Origin of the sequence: Serratia sp. H1w (assembly GCF_000633355.1) — a bacterium.
Lineage (GTDB): Bacteria > Pseudomonadota > Gammaproteobacteria > Enterobacterales > Enterobacteriaceae > Chania.
The window spans coordinates 20298-36423 of sequence record NZ_AYMQ01000116.1; the positions used below are offsets into that span (position 1 = coordinate 20298).

At 58.1% G+C, this 16126-nt stretch carries 17 protein-coding genes and 1 riboswitch; of the genes, 2 read left to right on the top strand and 15 right to left on the bottom strand.

The window, feature by feature from the left end:
* Position 1 precedes the first annotated feature (1 nt).
* From U869_RS0124645 to U869_RS0124700, 12 genes are read right to left on the bottom strand one after another with little or no spacing between them, the layout of a single operon-like run.
* The gene (locus tag U869_RS0124645) at positions 2–715 is read right to left on the bottom strand and encodes a cobalt-factor II C(20)-methyltransferase (RefSeq protein ID WP_025121431.1); all 714 of its coding nucleotides are present in this window, start codon (positions 713–715) and stop codon (positions 2–4) included.
* On the bottom strand, positions 712–1509 hold the full coding sequence (locus U869_RS0124650; RefSeq protein ID WP_025121432.1) for a sirohydrochlorin cobaltochelatase: 798 nt from the start codon (positions 1507–1509) through the stop codon (positions 712–714). The genes U869_RS0124645 and U869_RS0124650 overlap by 4 nt, the downstream gene beginning before the upstream one ends.
* Positions 1506–2297: a cobalt-precorrin-6A reductase gene (locus tag U869_RS0124655; protein ID WP_025121433.1), complete on the bottom strand. Its 792-nt coding sequence runs from the start codon at positions 2295–2297 to the stop codon at positions 1506–1508. Before U869_RS0124655 ends, U869_RS0124650 begins: the two co-directional genes overlap by 4 nt.
* Positions 2294–3019, bottom strand: a complete 726-nt coding sequence (locus U869_RS0124660; RefSeq protein ID WP_025121434.1) for a precorrin-3B C(17)-methyltransferase — start codon at positions 3017–3019, stop codon at positions 2294–2296. The genes U869_RS0124655 and U869_RS0124660 overlap by 4 nt, the downstream gene beginning before the upstream one ends.
* Positions 3019–4074: a cobalt-precorrin 5A hydrolase gene (gene cbiG, locus U869_RS0124665; protein WP_025121435.1), complete on the bottom strand. Its 1056-nt coding sequence runs from the start codon at positions 4072–4074 to the stop codon at positions 3019–3021. Before cbiG ends, U869_RS0124660 begins: the two co-directional genes overlap by 1 nt.
* Positions 4055–4834: a cobalt-precorrin-4 methyltransferase gene (locus U869_RS0124670; protein ID WP_025121436.1), complete on the bottom strand. Its 780-nt coding sequence runs from the start codon at positions 4832–4834 to the stop codon at positions 4055–4057. Before U869_RS0124670 ends, cbiG begins: the two co-directional genes overlap by 20 nt.
* Positions 4827–5396, bottom strand: coding sequence for a decarboxylating cobalt-precorrin-6B (C(15))-methyltransferase (locus tag U869_RS0124675; protein ID WP_025121437.1), 570 nt, complete (start codon positions 5394–5396; stop codon positions 4827–4829). Before U869_RS0124675 ends, U869_RS0124670 begins: the two co-directional genes overlap by 8 nt.
* A complete protein-coding gene (locus tag U869_RS0124680) occupies positions 5386–5991 on the bottom strand; it encodes a cobalt-precorrin-7 (C(5))-methyltransferase (RefSeq protein ID WP_025121438.1) in 606 nt (201 codons plus the stop codon). The genes U869_RS0124675 and U869_RS0124680 overlap by 11 nt, the downstream gene beginning before the upstream one ends.
* Positions 5988–7127, bottom strand: coding sequence for a cobalt-precorrin-5B (C(1))-methyltransferase CbiD (gene cbiD / locus U869_RS0124685; protein ID WP_025121439.1), 1140 nt, complete (start codon positions 7125–7127; stop codon positions 5988–5990). The genes U869_RS0124680 and cbiD overlap by 4 nt, the downstream gene beginning before the upstream one ends.
* Positions 7124–7756, bottom strand: coding sequence for a cobalt-precorrin-8 methylmutase (locus tag U869_RS0124690; RefSeq protein WP_025121440.1), 633 nt, complete (start codon positions 7754–7756; stop codon positions 7124–7126). Before U869_RS0124690 ends, cbiD begins: the two co-directional genes overlap by 4 nt.
* Before the next feature lie 11 nt (positions 7757–7767).
* Positions 7768–8724 (bottom strand): adenosylcobinamide-phosphate synthase CbiB, encoded by a 957-nt coding sequence (gene cbiB, locus U869_RS0124695; protein ID WP_025121441.1) that lies wholly within the window; start codon positions 8722–8724, stop codon positions 7768–7770.
* Positions 8721–10103 (bottom strand): cobyrinate a,c-diamide synthase, encoded by a 1383-nt coding sequence (locus tag U869_RS0124700; RefSeq protein ID WP_025121442.1) that lies wholly within the window; start codon positions 10101–10103, stop codon positions 8721–8723. The genes cbiB and U869_RS0124700 overlap by 4 nt, the downstream gene beginning before the upstream one ends.
* Before the next feature lie 107 nt (positions 10104–10210).
* Positions 10211–10405, bottom strand: a riboswitch (cobalamin riboswitch).
* 405 nt (positions 10406–10810) lie between these two features.
* Between U869_RS0124700 and cobD the strand changes: the two genes are divergently transcribed.
* Together cobD and U869_RS0124710 are read left to right on the top strand one after the other, a co-directional pair.
* On the top strand, positions 10811–11884 hold the full coding sequence (gene cobD / locus U869_RS0124705) for a threonine-phosphate decarboxylase CobD (RefSeq protein ID WP_025121443.1): 1074 nt from the start codon (positions 10811–10813) through the stop codon (positions 11882–11884).
* Positions 11877–12737, top strand: a complete 861-nt coding sequence (locus U869_RS0124710; RefSeq protein WP_025121444.1) for a GHMP kinase — start codon at positions 11877–11879, stop codon at positions 12735–12737. Before cobD ends, U869_RS0124710 begins: the two co-directional genes overlap by 8 nt.
* A 9-nt stretch (positions 12738–12746) precedes the next feature.
* On the opposite strand, the gene U869_RS0124715 is transcribed toward U869_RS0124710, so the two are convergent.
* From U869_RS0124715 to U869_RS0124725, 3 genes are read right to left on the bottom strand one after another with little or no spacing between them, the layout of a single operon-like run.
* Positions 12747–14075, bottom strand: coding sequence for a hypothetical protein (locus tag U869_RS0124715; RefSeq protein WP_025121445.1), 1329 nt, complete (start codon positions 14073–14075; stop codon positions 12747–12749).
* Positions 14075–15334 carry a hypothetical protein gene (locus U869_RS0124720; protein ID WP_025121446.1) on the bottom strand — a complete coding sequence of 420 codons (1260 nt, stop codon included), beginning with the start codon at positions 15332–15334 and terminating at the stop codon, positions 14075–14077. Before U869_RS0124720 ends, U869_RS0124715 begins: the two co-directional genes overlap by 1 nt.
* A gap of 12 nt (positions 15335–15346) precedes the next feature.
* Complete coding sequence (locus U869_RS0124725; protein WP_157834763.1) at positions 15347–16096, bottom strand: hypothetical protein; 750 nt, start codon at positions 16094–16096, stop codon at positions 15347–15349.
* Positions 16097–16126: the final 30 nt, after the last annotated feature.

Below are 16126 nucleotides of genomic sequence, written 5' to 3' on the forward strand. Positions count from 1 at the left end.
GTTACTCCTTGGTGAGCCAGTGTTTGTTCACCACAACGGTTGAGAAATAGGGTAAGATCTGGTCAGCAGGCACCTGATCCAGCCGCCGCCAGCACTGTTCCCCAGGCAAAGAGGCTTCTGCCATCAGCACCGCGTGCTCGAACAGATCCAGCCGAGCCAGCAGCGACTGCACCAGCGGCAGGCGGCCATACACTTTCATCAGCACCACGCTGTCGTGAGTCAGCAGCGCCTGCTCCAGCTCAGCCTCGGGGGCAGTACAGGACATCACGGCCAATGACTGTGATTCCATGGCTAATGGCAGCGCCGCACGGGCCGCAATCGCCGCAAATGAGGTGACGCCCGGCACTATCTCCAACCATTCCGGACGGCCAAGGCGCGCCAACAGAAATACCCAGGTGCTGAACAACATCGTGTCGCCCAGGCTGATAAATCCCACCTGTTTCCCTTGGCCCACCTCTGCTTGAAGCTGCTGGGCAACCTCATCCCATACCGCCAGCTTTTCGCCGTCATTGGCGCTCATCGGGAAATGGCAGGTGCGGATTTCGGTGTGTGGCAGCAGATATTCCCGTACGATCGACAACGCCAAACTGTCGCCCCCTTTCTTGCCTGCTGGCGCATACAACACGTCCAGCGTTCCCAGCAGCCGGGCGGCACGTACCGTGATCAGATCGCTGGCCCCTGGGCCGACACCCATGGCATACAGTTTTCCGCTCATGCCACCCCCTCCAACTCACTCTGGTTCAGCGCGGCGGCAAGATGATCGACAAACATCTGGCGGATCAGCGGGTTCTCCCCCAGTCCTTGCAGCCAACTTTGTGTCTCAATTCCGGCCGCCGTGATTTGTGAGCTCCAGGAGTCCGGTTCCTCCGAGGCCATATCATTAATCGCATGATCGCCAGCCACCAGCATCAGCGGCATCAGGTGAACCTTACGCACCCGCTGCTGCTGCAAACGTGCAATCACCCCGTCCACTTCCGGGTAGCTTTCAACTGCCCCCACCAGGGCCGGGAAGTTCTGTGACGTCATCAGGTGGTCAAGGCAGGCATAGGCGGCAAACGAGTGATGGCTGGCTCCGTGCCCCATAAATACCACGCGCTCATCGGCGGCCAACGGCGGCATCTGTCCGCGTAATGCCTGCAACAATTGCTGATAGTCTTCATAGCCGGTAAGCAACGGCTTACCCAGCACCAGGCGATGGAAAAGGTGGCCACAAGCCCGCACCTGGCTCGCCACTTTTTCATACTCATCGCCGTTAATGATGTGCAGCGACTGGACGGCAACGTCCTGATAGCCCGCCGCCGCCAGACGATGCAGCGCCTGTTGCGGGTTGTCGATCGACAAACCATCACGCTGGCGTAGCTTGCGAATAATCATTTCGGAGGTGAAGGCACGAAACAGCTGGCGATCGCCGTGGTCGGCGGCCAACTGCTGCTCACAGGCTTCGATGTTTTTTTGCCGGGTACCCGGATAACTGGTGCCAAAACTGATCACCAACAGCGCTTTGTTCATTCGGTTTCTCCTTGTGATAGTTGCCAGCCAGACAGCAACTGGGCAAAGGCTGGCAGTGAGTCCACCTGCTCATCCCAGGCTTCACTGGCTAACGGCTGCGGGCGGCGCACGACAATGCAGGGAATATTCAAGGCCAGGCTCGGCTCGACCTTCTGCAGATACCCCCCTTGATTGCCGGACTCTTTGGTGATCACCACGTCCGGTTGGCAAAACTCATACAGCGCACGATTAAATTCGGCGCTAAATGGGCCGCGCAGGGCAATAATGTTGTCTACCCCCAGACCCAATGCTTCGCATTGCGCCAATACCTCTGCGGTGGGCAACACCCGCACCAGCAACACTTTTTCTGGCAGCCCATGCCGATACTCTGCCAGCTGTTTGCTACCGGTGGTCAACAGCACCCGTGGCCCTAACGTCTGGGCCAAACGGCAGGCCTGGGCGACATCATCAACCTTGTGCAGCAGCGGATGGGATAGACGATCGATATCGCTGGGCCGCTGATAGCGGGTTAACCGCACACCTTGCCGTTGGCAGGCCGCCAGCACGTTGTCGCTCAGCGCCGTGGCGTAAGGGTGGGAGGCATCAATCACCCAACGGATAGCGTGCTGTTGCAGGTAGGTGGCGATCTCGTCGCAATCCATCCGCCCGACCACCACCTCGCCAAGAATGCTGCCCGCCAATTGCCGCCCCGCGTCGCTAGCTACCGACAGGCTGTAGCGTTCCCCTGCCTCATCGAGCAACTGGCAGATGACGCGCGCATCGCTGGTGCCGCCAAAAATATGGATCACAGGACATAGCCTCTGGGGGTGATCATCAGCCCGTTACGGCAATAGGTGGTATGGTTACCCACGATCACCAGGCTGGTCATATCCACCGGGGTGAAGTCCATCTCGCCCAACGTCGTTAGCCATTTCTCCTGCTTTTTGCGCCCCGCCGCCTTGACCACGCCAACCGGCGTCTCCAGGGATTTATGCGGCTTCATCAGTTCGAACGCGCGGGCCAGATGCCCTTCCCGGCCACGGCTGCGCGGGTTATAGAAGCAGATCACAAAGTCGGCCTGTGCCGCGGCAATGATGCGCTTTTCGATCACCGGCCACGGGGTCAGCAGATCGCTCAGGCTGATATGGCAGAAATCATGCATCAGCGGTGCGCCCAGCAAAGAGGCCGCAGCGATGCTCGCCGTGATCCCTGCCACCAGCTTGACCTCCAGATCCAGTTGCTGCTGACCGACCAGTTCCAGCACCAGCCCGGCCATGCCGTAGATACCGGCATCACCGCTGCTGATCAGGGCGACTTTATGGCCCGCCATGGCCAGATCGATCGCCGTCTGGCAGCGCTCAATCTCCTTGCACATGCCGGTTTTGATCACCTGTTTATCCCCGGTCAGGGACTTCACCAGATGGGTGTAGGTTTTGTAGCCAACGACAATTTCCGCTGCACGGATCGCCTCAATGGCGTCCTGAGTCATCATCGTTTCACTGCCCGGCCCAATCCCGATTACGCTTAACATCACTCTGACACTCCCAATGTCATGGTGATCCCTTGCTCACGCAGGGTGTCACCTACCAGTTTTCCTGCGCTCATCAGCCAGGCGACCGGCTGTGAAACGCTACCGACGCCAACCGTGGCACGCACAAACTCGGAGGCCGGAAAGCGCTGTTCGTGCTGGCGTAGCTCATCGCTACTGAACAGCTCGAACGGTACCCGCCACGCTTGCGCCAACTGCTGCAAGGCGGGTTCATCTTGTTTGAACGTGACGCTGCCGATGGCCCGCAGCGCCAAAGGATCGAAATGGTTGGCTGTCAGCTGCTGTTCTAGCAGCTGATTCAGCAGCGCAAATGACGTCCCCCGGCGGCAACCGATACCCACGACGATCCGACGCGGCACCAGCTTGTAGACCGGCAACGGCAGTTCAGGCAAGCAATTGCGCAGACTGACGCAGACCAACGCATCCAGCTCAGGCAACGTCCCAAGATCGGTAACGTCAACAAAACCCCGGGTATCGCAATGCGCCTGCTCATGGCGCAAAGGTTCGTCCCACCACAGCCCAACCCGTTGCCCACTGACCAACTGCTGATTAATGGTTTTCACCGCCAGGCGAAAATCCCGCATCCCGGCGTCCAACTGCGCCGCCAGCGTATCCAGCGCCGCCAGCTGATTCACATCGGTAGCGGTGGTGATCACTGGGTCGGCACCCAACAACCCGGCCAGCCGTAGCGTTAAGGCATTTGCCCCGCCTACGTGACCAGACAGCAGGCTGATCGCATGCTGCCCACGCTCGTCGATCACCACGACCGCCGGATCGGTCAGCTTGTCCTGGATCAGCGGCGCAATGACCCGCACCGTCAGGCCGGTCGAACCAATCACCACCAGCGCCGAATAGCGCTTGAACGCCTCACACAGCGTCTGTGCAAAGCTGCCGTTGAACGGGATAAAACCGGGGGCCAGCAGTTTTTCACTGGTAAAGCAACTGAGTTGCAGTTGCGCCTGTAAGCGTTGCGCCAAGCGCACGCCGTTCGGCGTCAAGCAAAACAGTGCAATGGATTCAGGCTTGGCGGTATTCATGGCTGAACCCTGCGTCGTAGAGGCGGGAATAGTGATATTCCTCCCCCAGAAAAGCCCCCACCAGGATCAACGCCGTTTTGCGGATGGCGGCATCCCGTACCTGCTGTGCAATATCCGTCAGCGTACCGCGCACCGTCTGGCTCTCTTGCCAGGTGGCCTTATAGACCACCGCAACCGGCGTCTGCGGGGGATAACCGCCCGCGAGCAGCTGTTCCACCACCCGATCCATTTCCTGCACGGAAAGGAAAATCGCCATCGAGGTCTGGTGCGCGGCAAAGGACGCCAACTGCTCAAGCGGCGGCATCGGCGTACGCCCCTCGATACGGGTGATGATCAGACTTTGCGCCACCTCGGGAACGGTATACTCCACCCCCAATTGGGCCGCCGCGCCCAGGAAGGCGCTCACACCAGGCACCGAGACAAAGCCGATGCCGTGCTCACCCAGCTTCTCGCCCTGCTCACGGATCGAGCCATATAGCGAAAGGTCACCGGTTTGCAGCCGCACCACCAGTTTGCCCGCACGCACGCCATCCACCATCAGCGTGATGATTTGCTCCAGCGTCAGCCCCGCGCTGTCGTGCAGTTCGCCCTGAGGCGGGCAATACTCCAACAGTTCGGGATTAATCAGCGATCCGGCGTAGATCACCACCTGGGCCTGTTGCAGCAGCCGGTAACCTTTGAGGGTGATCAATTCGCGATCCCCCGGCCCTGCGCCGACAAACCAGACTTTCCGCGTGTCCCACAGAGGTTGCTCAGACATCGTTATCTTCCTTGTAGCAAGAGATGAGATAAGTCGGATTGTTGGGCTTGAAGAAGTGACCGCTGCCCAACGGCGTCAGGGCCGAATATTGGATCTGCTCCCCGGCAAGCGCGGTCACACCACGCGTTTGCAGGCAGGCCAACGCTTCACTGAGGTTGTTGAGCAAGATGAACGTCAGCACCAGACGGCCGCCCGGATGTAACCGCGCCAACGCCCAATCGATCAGCTCCGTCAATTGCCCACCGCTGCCCCCGATAAACACGGCGTCGGCCTTGGCCTCCAAAGGCATCGGCGCCGTACCGGCCACCACGGTGACGTTTTCAACGCCCAGCCGCTGGCAGTTTTCTGCAATCAGTTCCAACGCAGCCGGATTGCGTTCAATCGCGGTGACCTGCAAGCCGGGGAAACGCAGCGCCGCCTCCAAAGCGACACTGCCAGTACCGGCACCAACGTCGATCAAGTGCTGCGCCGTGCTCAGTTCCAACCGTTCTAATGCCAGGATCCGTACCGCCTCTTTGGTCATCGGCACCCGCTGGCCACGTAAAAAAACGTCATCTTTCATTGAGGATCACCACTACGTTGATGTCATAGCGCTGCGCTACTGCTTCCGGTGGCAGGCGATAAATGCGTTCGGCAGGCAACGAGAGGTTTTCACCGATAATCAGTTGGCGTAGCAAGCCGCGCTGCAAGATGGCATCGGCGATAGCTCGTGGCCCGGTGATGGCATCGGTCACCATCGCCACCTTGTCGTGCTGCAACAACCAGTCAAAATCCGGCGTGCGGCCGTGGCTGCTGGTGAGATAGATATCGTTCATGTCCAAAGGGATTTGCGCGCACAGATACTGGATGGCGCTGATGCCGGGAATAATGCGCAGCTCGGCAGGAGGGAAATGCGCCGCCAACCACTTGCCAATGCCGTACAGCAGCGGATCGCCCGAAGCCAGCACAACAACGCGCCGCTGTGCCATTGAGTGGCGGAGCCAAACTGACAAACCATCCAGGTCAGCATCCAGGCGCCGGGTGCTGTGCTGTGCAGTCGCAAAGGTGTCCAGATGACGAGCGCCCCCGACCAGCACTTCGGCGGCAGCAATAGCCGTCTGCGCCTCTAAGGTCAGGAAGTGGCTCTCGCCGGGGCCAACGCCCACTACGGTGATCATCGCATCGCCTCCACGATGTCCTGCAATGGCCGGTTGCAACCCAGGATCTGTTGGTCAAACGAGAACAGGATGGCGTCGCTGCCGGGAGGGGTGGTGCTAAAACGCAACATCTCCTGCACCCGCTGGCAGATACGTTGGGCAATACGCGGGAACACGTCCTGCCACCCCTGTTCACAAATCAATTCCAGAGCCGCCTCGGTGGTTGTGCATTGTTCCACCTGCCGCAGCAGTTCAACCGGCGCACCCATTAACGCCAAATGAGCGATCAGGGTTTCCATCCGCCCATCGGCAATATGGCTGTGAGTGTGAAAGATCCCTGCCGCGACCTTAATCAGCTTGCCTGGGTGGCCAACCAGCAATACCTGGCGGAATCCCAGCCGCACCGTTTCCTGCAACATGTAGCCGACAAAATTACTCATGGTCACCACCAGTTGCCCGTCCAACCCCAGTTGCTCACGCACGAAGCGTTCACCGTGGTTGCCTGGCACCAGGATCACCCGGTCTTGCCCCGCCGCCCGTTTCATCTCCAGTTCAAGCGCCAGCGAACGCTTCCAGCTCTCTTCCGACATCGGGGTGACTATCCCGGTAGTGCCGATGATTGAAATGCCCCCCAGAATACCTAAGCGCCCGTTATAGGTTTTAGCTGCGCGCTCGACACCCTCCGGAGCAAATATTTCAACCACTGCGCCCCGCTGCGGGCCGATGGCTTCCCGCACGGCTGCCTCAATGGTTTGGCGCGGAGTGCGGTTGATGGCCGCGCTGCCTATCGGCAGGCCAATGCCTTTACGGGTGACAGTGCCAACGCCTTCCCCTCCCTGTAGCAGGATCTGTTGATGCTCTTCAGTCAGGCTGACGCGGGCGCAGATCAACATGCCGTGCGTCGCATCCACGTCGTCACCGCCGTCTTTGCGGATCGCCGCCGTGGCTTGCTGCCCTTCAATCAATGGCTGCTCCACGTTCAGATTGAGCGTCACGCCGGAGGGCGTCACGATCGACACCTGGTGGATAACCTGTTGGCGTAGCACCATCAGCGCCGCAACCTTCGCTGCCGCCGTGGCGCAAGAGCCGGTGGTATAACCTTTGCGATAGCGCTTGCCGTGATGCCAAACGCTGTCTTGCAGACCTACCTCGCTCATATCCCCCCCCGCAGGTGATACAGCGTGGCATTGATAATCGCAGCGGCCACGTTACTGCCGCCCTTGCGCCCACAGGCCACAATGCTGGGCAGGCCGCTACTTTTCAGCGCCGCTTTGGATTCTGCCGCGCCAACAAACCCCACCGGCACGCCGATCACCGCCGTCGGATTGGCCTGTTGTTCCAGTAGCTGGAACAGCGCGGTTGGCGCATTGCCAAACACAAACAGTTTCTCGCCGCTTTCCGCCAGCGCGATATCCACGGCAGCCATGGAACGCGTAATGCCCTGAGCTTTGGCCGCCGCAACCACTCGCGGATCGCTGATATAGCAACGGCACTCGCATCCCAACTGTTGCAGCAGAGTTTTATTGATGCCGGATAGCGCCATCGTGGTGTCGGTATAGAGCGTGCAGCCACGGCGCAGCCCATCGATCAGCGCGCGCATCACCCCTGGCGAAAACCAGAGAATATCCAGCCAGTCAAAATCGGCGGTGGTGTGGATCACCCGCTTGATCACCGCTTCCTGCCAGGCGTCGCTAAAGCGGTAGTCTGGCCGTTCGTTGGCAATGATCTCAGCGATGATCTGGAAACTTTGTTGCTCGATACGTTGGGGTTGTTTGAGGTAGTCCATGATTATCCCTTTCAAGCGCCAAGCCACAGCAGGCGCAACGCTGCAAACAGCAGCAGTGCCAACAGCGAAGCCGTCATCATCAGGTGCGTGCTGCGGGGAATATCAGCCAAAGCGATCTCCCGGCGCGCCTCACCGATCCACGGTTTTTCGACCCGCTGCCCAAAGTAGTCGTTGGGCCCGCCCAGCCGCACTCCCAACGCTCCGGCCACCGTGGCTTCTGACCACGCACAGTTGGGGCTGGTATGCTGATAGCGATCGCGCCAGCCAATGCGCAACGCCTGGCGATAGTCCAGCCCATGCAGCCACGCCGCACAACTCAGCAGTAGCCAACTGAGCCTGGCCGGTATCCAGTTGGCGAAGTCATCCATCCGCGCCGAGACATAGCCGATAGCGCGGTACTTCGGCGTTTTGTAGCCCACCATCGAGTCGAGGGTATTGACCGCCTTATACGCCATTGCTAACGGTGCACCGCCAATCAGCAAAAAGAACAGCGGTGCAATCACGCCATCCACGCTGTTTTCCGCCACCGTTTCCACCACTGCCCGGGTAATTTGCGGCTCGGTCAGTTGCGAGGTATCTCGCCCGACAATCCACGACAGTTTGCGGCGGCTCTCCGCCAAATCGGCACTTTGCAACGCTCGATGCACCTCCATCGCCGCCTGTTGCAAACAGCGTCCGGCGAGCAAGGTGTAAATCAGCCAGACTTCCGCCAGCCAACCCAACCACGGATGGATATGTCCCATCAGCGTTAACAAGCCCCAACTGGCCAACCAGACCAGCCCCACCACGGCCAGCCACAGCACTCCGCCGCCAAGCTTGAGCGCTCCCTCGCTATGGCATACCCGGCGGATAGCCCGTTGCAACACCGTGATCAGGTTGCCGATCCAGCGCACCGGATGGGGCCAATGCGGCGGATCGCCGAGCAGTTTGTCGAGCAGAAAAGCGATGAACCAGGCCAGCAGCGTCATAGCACACGCCTCGCGGCTGCCAACCAGCCATCGAGCAGGCCGGGGCGCTGGGCGAAGTGAACGTGTAAATAGCTGGCCTGAGTCTGCTCAAGCTGGTATCCCCCTTGCCAACGCTGAACGGCCACCCCATCGCGCCATTTGGCACAGTCGAACGCCGGAGTCAGTGCGGTGGTAAAGCCGGAATAGTGAAACTCATGGCCGAGCAGCATTTCGCCACGGGCCGCCAGCAGGGTGTCGGTGCGCGCTTGCCATTGGCAATAGCCGAAACGGGTCAGGCGAGTGCCCATATGGCTTTCCCCTGGCAGGACACCGCTCATCCGGTGGCGTACTCCGGCGCGGTCGGTCAAGCCGTTGCCGAGGTACATCAGGCCGCCGCACTCGGCATACAGTGGGATTTTCTGACGGTGGGCACGTTGCAACGCGCTGTGCATGGCAACGTTCGCCGCCAGCCGGGCCGCATGGACTTCGGGATAGCCGCCGCCCAGATAAATCATCTGGCAATCTGGCAAACGCTGGTCGTGCAGAGGACTGAAACGTTGGATGCGCACGCCCGCCTGCTCCAGCAGGTCGAGATTATCCGGGTAGTAGAAATTGAAGGCTTCATCTTCGGCCAGTGCCAGGGTGAGTCCCTGCGCTAATGCGGGATCGGGTAACTGCGGTGGCTCGCCGACCGGTGGCGATGCACAGGCGCTCAGCGCCAACAGGCGATCGATATCGATAAACGCCTCAACCTGCTGTGCCAACCGTTGCCAACGCAGATCGTCCAGCCGATTTTCCTGGGCAGGTACCAATCCCAGATGCCGGGATGGCAAGACGACCTCGTCCAGCACCGGCAAGCGGCCCAATACCGGCACCCCGCAATAGCGCTCAATGGCTTGGCGGATCAGTTGATAATGCGTCTCTGAGTTGACCCGGTTGACGACAACGCCAGCCAGTTTCAAGGCGGGATCAAATTGACGGAAACCTAGCACGGTAGCGGCCAGTGAGGTCGAGACGGCCTTGCCATCCACCAGCAGGATCACCGGGCAATCCAGCTGCTTGGCCATCGCCGCACTACTGCAGTAGTTCGGATCGCTGCCGTAGCCGTCGTACAGCCCCATCACGCCCTCAATGACCGCCACATCGGCGTGACGCCGATGCTGGTTATACAGACCGTTGAGCGTAGCGGTCGGCAGCATAAAGGCATCCAGATTGCGGGAGGTCACGCCGCAAACCGCGCTATGCCAGCCAGTATCCAGATAATCGGGGCCGACCTTGAAGGGTTGCACCCGCAGGCCACGTTGCTGTAACGCACGCAGCAGGCCCAGCGTCAGCGTGGTCTTGCCACAGCCGCTACCGGTGCCCGCGATAAGAAATGCCTTGTTGCCCGTCGGTTGCATAAAAAAATCCCGGCCTGTCGGTCGGGATTTTGGGCGTCAAAAAGATACGGCCGTGCAGCGCCAATGGCCGCACGTATCCTATGACAACCTCTTCCCACCGAAGGAGTTGAATGTTCCAACCAACTGGCCGGTCTTCTGGCTTAGCGTCATCCTCATTCACGCCTTCCCAATCCGTAGATCAGTGGTCACAGTGAACTCGTCGGCATCACAGCAGCGGGGGCTGCGGGGGAGTTACACCCCCTTCCCAACCACAACCCGAAACTGTTCGGGTGATGGTGTTATCCAGTTGGCAATAATCGTTTTAATGAGGCTGCTGACAAACCTGCGCCGGTCTCACCGCGTAGGGGCGCTGCATGCTGCGCCCGTCTGAATAGACCGAACATGTTCGGCCCCTACGAATTCAGCAACAGTGCCACTTTGTCATCAATCTGAATGCTTTTAGCAATATGCCGAATATACGCCAGTTGATTGATAAAAAAAGGCCCAGTTTATTCATCCCCGGGAAAAGCGTGCCATTCCAGAGAGTTCATTGATCTCAGACAATTAGCCTGGCCTTTATTACACGGTTCGCTTGCGTAGGTTCATATTTCTGACAAAAAAGGGTTCTCAGAATCCGGCCGGAAAATTGACACGAATAGACTGGGTAACCGCCATTCCCTCGGCAATGTTATCCTGTGCGCAGACTTGTCAGGGGGAAGAGTAAAAGCGTGAGTGAACATGGTGGTAACGTACTGGAAATGGCGTTGAAAACCGGCTTGGATCCGGCCGAGATTATTGATTTCAGCGCCAATATCAATCCATTGGGCATGCCCGCCAGCCTGAAGGCGGCAATTATTGAGCAACTGACCAGCGCCGAATGCTATCCCGATGTCGAATACCGGCGTCTGCATGCGGCGTTGGCACGGGCTCATCATTGCCCAGCGGAAAATATCATGGCGGGTAACGGGGCCACCGAACTGATTTACGCTATCGTCCATCGGCTACACCCCCGCACGGCGTTGCTGCTGACACCGGGGTTCGCCGAGTATCGCCGGGCCTTGCAGCGAATTGACTGCCAGATTGATGACTATCCGTTGGATGAAGCCGATGGCTTTCAACCCGATGAGCGGCTGTTGCAGGTGTTGGCCGAACGCCAGCCAGACTGCCTGTTCCTGGCCACCCCCAACAATCCCACCGGGCTGATGCCAGACCCTGCGCTGTTGCAGGCCATTTTAACCTGCTGCCGCCAGCACGATATTGCGTTGATTATTGATGAGGCCTTTATCGATTTTCTGCCGGATACGCCGGGGCTGATCCCGCAAATGGCGGAGTATTCCCGGCTGTATATCCTGCGTTCATTGACCAAGTTCTTCGCCATTCCCGGACTACGGCTCGGCTATCTGGTCAGCAGCGACCGCGAGTCTTTACAGCAGATGAAACAGCTGCGCGAACCCTGGACCATCAATGCCTACGCAGCACTGGCGGGTGAAGTGATCCTCGAGGACCACGGTTACATCCAGCAGACCCATCAATGGTTGGCGGCACAGCGCTCATGGCTGTTTGACGCACTGAACGCTCTGCCGCATTTACGCGTCTGGCCCGGGGCAGCGAACTATATTTTGCTACGCTGCCTGCGGCCCGGCGTCGATCTGCAACAGGCGTTATTGCAGCACCGCATCCTGATCCGCCACTGTGCCAACTACCCAGGCCTTTCCGCCGACTACTACCGGGTGGCGATCAAGAGCGAAGAAGCCAACCGCAAACTGATCGCCGCGCTGCAACAGGTGTTGGTGGATGGCTGAGGCGAAATGCCCCGCGTCCTGCGGTGAATTGATCCAGGGGTGGATCCTGGGTGGCGAAAAGCTGGTGTCCTGCCCGGTCAACTGGTTTAGCCACGTCAGCGTGGGCGACGGAGTGCCGGGCAAGCATGAGCGTCCGCTGATGCGCCAGATGCTGATCAATGTGCTGCAACAGCTTGGCATTGCCGCCGAGGCAGCCAAGGGGCTGCGCATCGATTTTGACTCCAGCATTCCGCTGGCGAAAGGCATGGCCAGCAGCACCGCCGATATTGCTGCCACCGCCCAGGCCACGGCGCGCCATTTCGGCCGCAATCTGGACGAAAGCACGTTAGCCACGCTCTGCGTAAAGCTGGAACCCACCGACAGCACGCTGTTTCGCCAATTGACGTTATTCGATCATCAGACGGCGGCCACCCAAGTCCCTAATGAATGGTTACCCAACATGGATATCCTGCTGTTGGAAAGCCCGCAACGTCTGAATACCGCCGATTACCACCGCCGCGATCGCCGTCATAGCCTGTTAGAGCAGGCTGCCACCCTGTCCCAATCCTGGGCGCTATTTTCTCAGGCAATGCAGGAACACGACCATCACCAGTTGGGCGCAGCCACCACGCTCAGCGCCTGCGCCAGCCAGCAGTTGCTGCCTAAACCCAGGTTCGACGAGCTACTGACGATCGTCAAACACAGCGGGATTTATGGCCTTAACGTGGCGCACAGCGGCAGCGTGGTCGGGCTGCTGTTTGACGCCGCTCGGCACGATGTCGAGCAACTTTGCTGGCTGCTGCAACAGCGGCGTATAGCCGACGATTACCCGCAACAGCATCGCCTGCGGTTGATCCACGGCGGCGTACGCTAAAACTGGCGATTATGGCGGCGTGGCTGTTTCATACACCAGACCGTCGCCATTACCCAATTTCGGGTAATTATAATCGTGGGTGGGGAAGCGGAACAGGCGGTTACGCCAGCGGTCAAACTGCACGCGATAGTCATAGCTATCAGGCAGTTTTTTCATTCTGAACCAATGCTGGCCGTCATCGGTAGACACGGTCATATGCAGCGGGTCGTTGAACTCTTTATTCATCATCAGCAGATGATTGCCCGCATAGAGCGTACCCAAGGTTTTTTTGCCGGTTTCCAACAGCGGTTGCAGCGTACCGTTTTCCTGCCAGCGATTCAGGCTATACAACTGCCGTGGGAGCTGGCGCAAAATTAAGTCAACCTCCCCCTGCGGGCTGATGTCGGCCGCAATAATCTCACCGTTGACCCACTGGCTGGCCTGAACTCGCGCAGACCTCAGATTGAAATCGAGCAGTAGTGAACCGGTTAACGATTCCTCTCCCCCAGTATTTTGGGGTTGGTTACTGACAATCACCCGATCGCCGCCGTTATAATACCAATTGGCCGCATAGAGGGCAGGATCGATCCCGCGCTCTGTTAACAACCTTGGCAGATCGAATAGCGGTTGCCAATGCTGGCCGAGATCGTCTGATCGGTAGAGTTTTCCCTGTTGCACCAACAGCACGCTCTGCGCCCCAACAAGGCCCAGGAGTTGAGATGTTTGATAATCCTCGGGTTCTCGCCATTGTGATAACCAGCGCCAGTGGCGTCCACCATCGGCCGAATAAAATACGGCATCTTTGCTATATGAGCGGGTGCCGAACACAATCAGGCAATGCCCTTGCGCATCACACTGCTGCTCTGCCACGTACCCCAAAAAACGGGCGCTAACGCGCAGTTGGCCATTCTCTTCGATAATGACCTGGCTGACTGGGATCGTGGCACGCTCATCATAGCTCCGATTGCGGATGGTTCCACGGCCAACCTTGGCCTCCAGTATCAAGCGAAGCAGGGTGGTATCAGGAGAGATCTGCAGGTTTAACAAGGGAGGCCCATGCTCAGCCAGCAAATCGATCTGCACCGTATTGTCGTAGTGATAGATCAACGCATTCTGATCGCGCTCAATTTTGGTGTACTCGGTATGGATCGCATCGCTAGCGCCCGTGATAAGCACTCCCTGCTGAAAACTGCTCAGGCGCTGATTGTTCACCACCACCGCCGGAACCTCCGCCTGATAGGCTTGCCGCCACTGCCAATCGGGGGCAAGCCCGGCGAAGCCGTCGAAATAAAACAGCATCCAGGAAGCAATGACTCCCAAGGTCAGCAGAGTAATGCGCGTTTGGCTTTTACTGAACATTAGGGCACTTCCTGAATATAGGGCTTTACACCGGTGCGTTGTTTAAACAGCACCAGCAACTGGCGGGCAAAGACAAACCGTGCCGCGCCAAGCGAGTTCCTGCGCGTAACCCAACAGCTGATTTCCATCACCAGCATCAGCACACAGAAGATCATGATGCTCATCAAACCAAAGTCATAGAACATACCTGCGACATACTGCCAATCCCAGCGATCCGGCATGTCGCCCTGCTCCCACCAGTCATGGAGAGTGATAAACACCATCATCACCATGGGCAACGAGCAGCAGCCAAGGATCACTTTATACATCAGCTTGAGCTGGTGAAAAGAGACGGCCAGGCCGCCAAGTTTCAGATAGGCGCTACCATCCCTTTCGTTACACATACCCAGCACCGCATTATCTTGCTGATTGACCACCAGCATCACCGGGTCTTCGGCCGCCAGGAAAAAAGGATGCTGCCGATAGAACAACGGATCCAGACCTTCGGTCATCGAGTTAAACCCGCTGCGAAACAGGTATTTCACACCGTTACAGCTAAACTGGTATTCAACAAAATCCCGGCGGCTTTTGCCGCTGCCGGTAAAATCGCGGTGTGCACTGACATTGGCCGCCTCTCCGCTCACACTGGTCAGAGTCACCTTATCGGCCAGCAGAAAATCGCTCGGCTGGAGCGTATCGAGATCGTTATCCCGCTCATTGCTGGCTTGTAGTGAAGGTGCACCGCTCCCCGGCCCGGTTAACAACGCTGTGGCGGTGCGGCACATTGAGGTATCGCCTTGTTTGACGCTCTCCAGCCCTTGCAACAGCCTGCGCGTGTTACAGCTGATGCCAACCAGTAACCGATGAAACGACGCCACGAACCACCAGCAGCCGAAGGTGAACACCAAGAACATCAACAGCATGAACCAGATATTCGGCAACTGAAAATAGCCCAACGCCGAGAGCACCAACACCAAGGTTGCGCCGGTCAGTTTCATCAGCGCGGCCGGTTTATCGATGTCGGCCAATGTCGGTTGCAGGTTGCCCTTTTCCGGTGACACCAGCCAGTGCAGCCAGTAACTGCCGTCGACCAGTTGATGGGCGCCGATAAATACCCGGTCCCCCGCTACCAGGCGGTTTAATACCTTGGCATCGGTAAACTGTTTACTGTAGGTATAGAACACCTTGTCCCCGGCCAAAATACGCCGCAACGTGCCTTCACTCGGCGCATTTTGATCGTGGCGAACAAAGGGCAGATCGTAGAAGCAGATTTTTTTCATGACGGCTACGGATTAAAAACGGTGATCGAGCAGCTTATCCTGTGCCACCGGATAAGCCTTACCATCGAACTTGAGCTCGACGCGGGTTTTGGCAACGACTTTGCTGTTTTCCACGCAGTCCGCCCCTTTTTTGCTCGCTCCCTTGTGCGTCGCCAGGGTCTGTATCTGCAGATCCTGGAAACCATTATGCACCTGCTTACCAAGCGCCAATGCGCGATTGGTCAAGACAAAATCCCCCGCACACTGGCCATCCCACTCACCGCTATATTCATTCATGGTGAGATTATTGAGCACCAGCGATAATTGCTGCTCTTGCAGGGTATAGAGGTTAAGCCGTTCGATGTTGATGGGATTGACCGATGAAGATCCCCGGTGGTTAAAGCGCACCCCAAAAGCACGTAATTCTGGAGACAACTGGTAGCGCGCAGTGTCGATACTCACGCTACTGGTATAGATGGCATCATCCATAATCGCTCTGGAATGATATTTGCTGGCCAGCACCTTGCCGCTCTGGCTATCGACCACGTAGACGGCAACGTCATAGTCGGTAAAATCGGGCTCGGCCTGTTCTTTAGCTTCCAGCATCAGTACCGCAATGGTTTTTTCCGGGGCGTAAGGCCACACCTTGCAGGTGGACAGCTCGGTATTCAAGGTAGTTTTGGCGGCGAAAGGCTTGGCCAATTCGCTCAGCAGCGGCTGACAATCTGCCAGCGCAGTGCAAGAAACCAAACCTAACCCCAATACAGCTATTACTCTTTTCATCACTCGATTCCCTGTCTGCAATTGCATTAA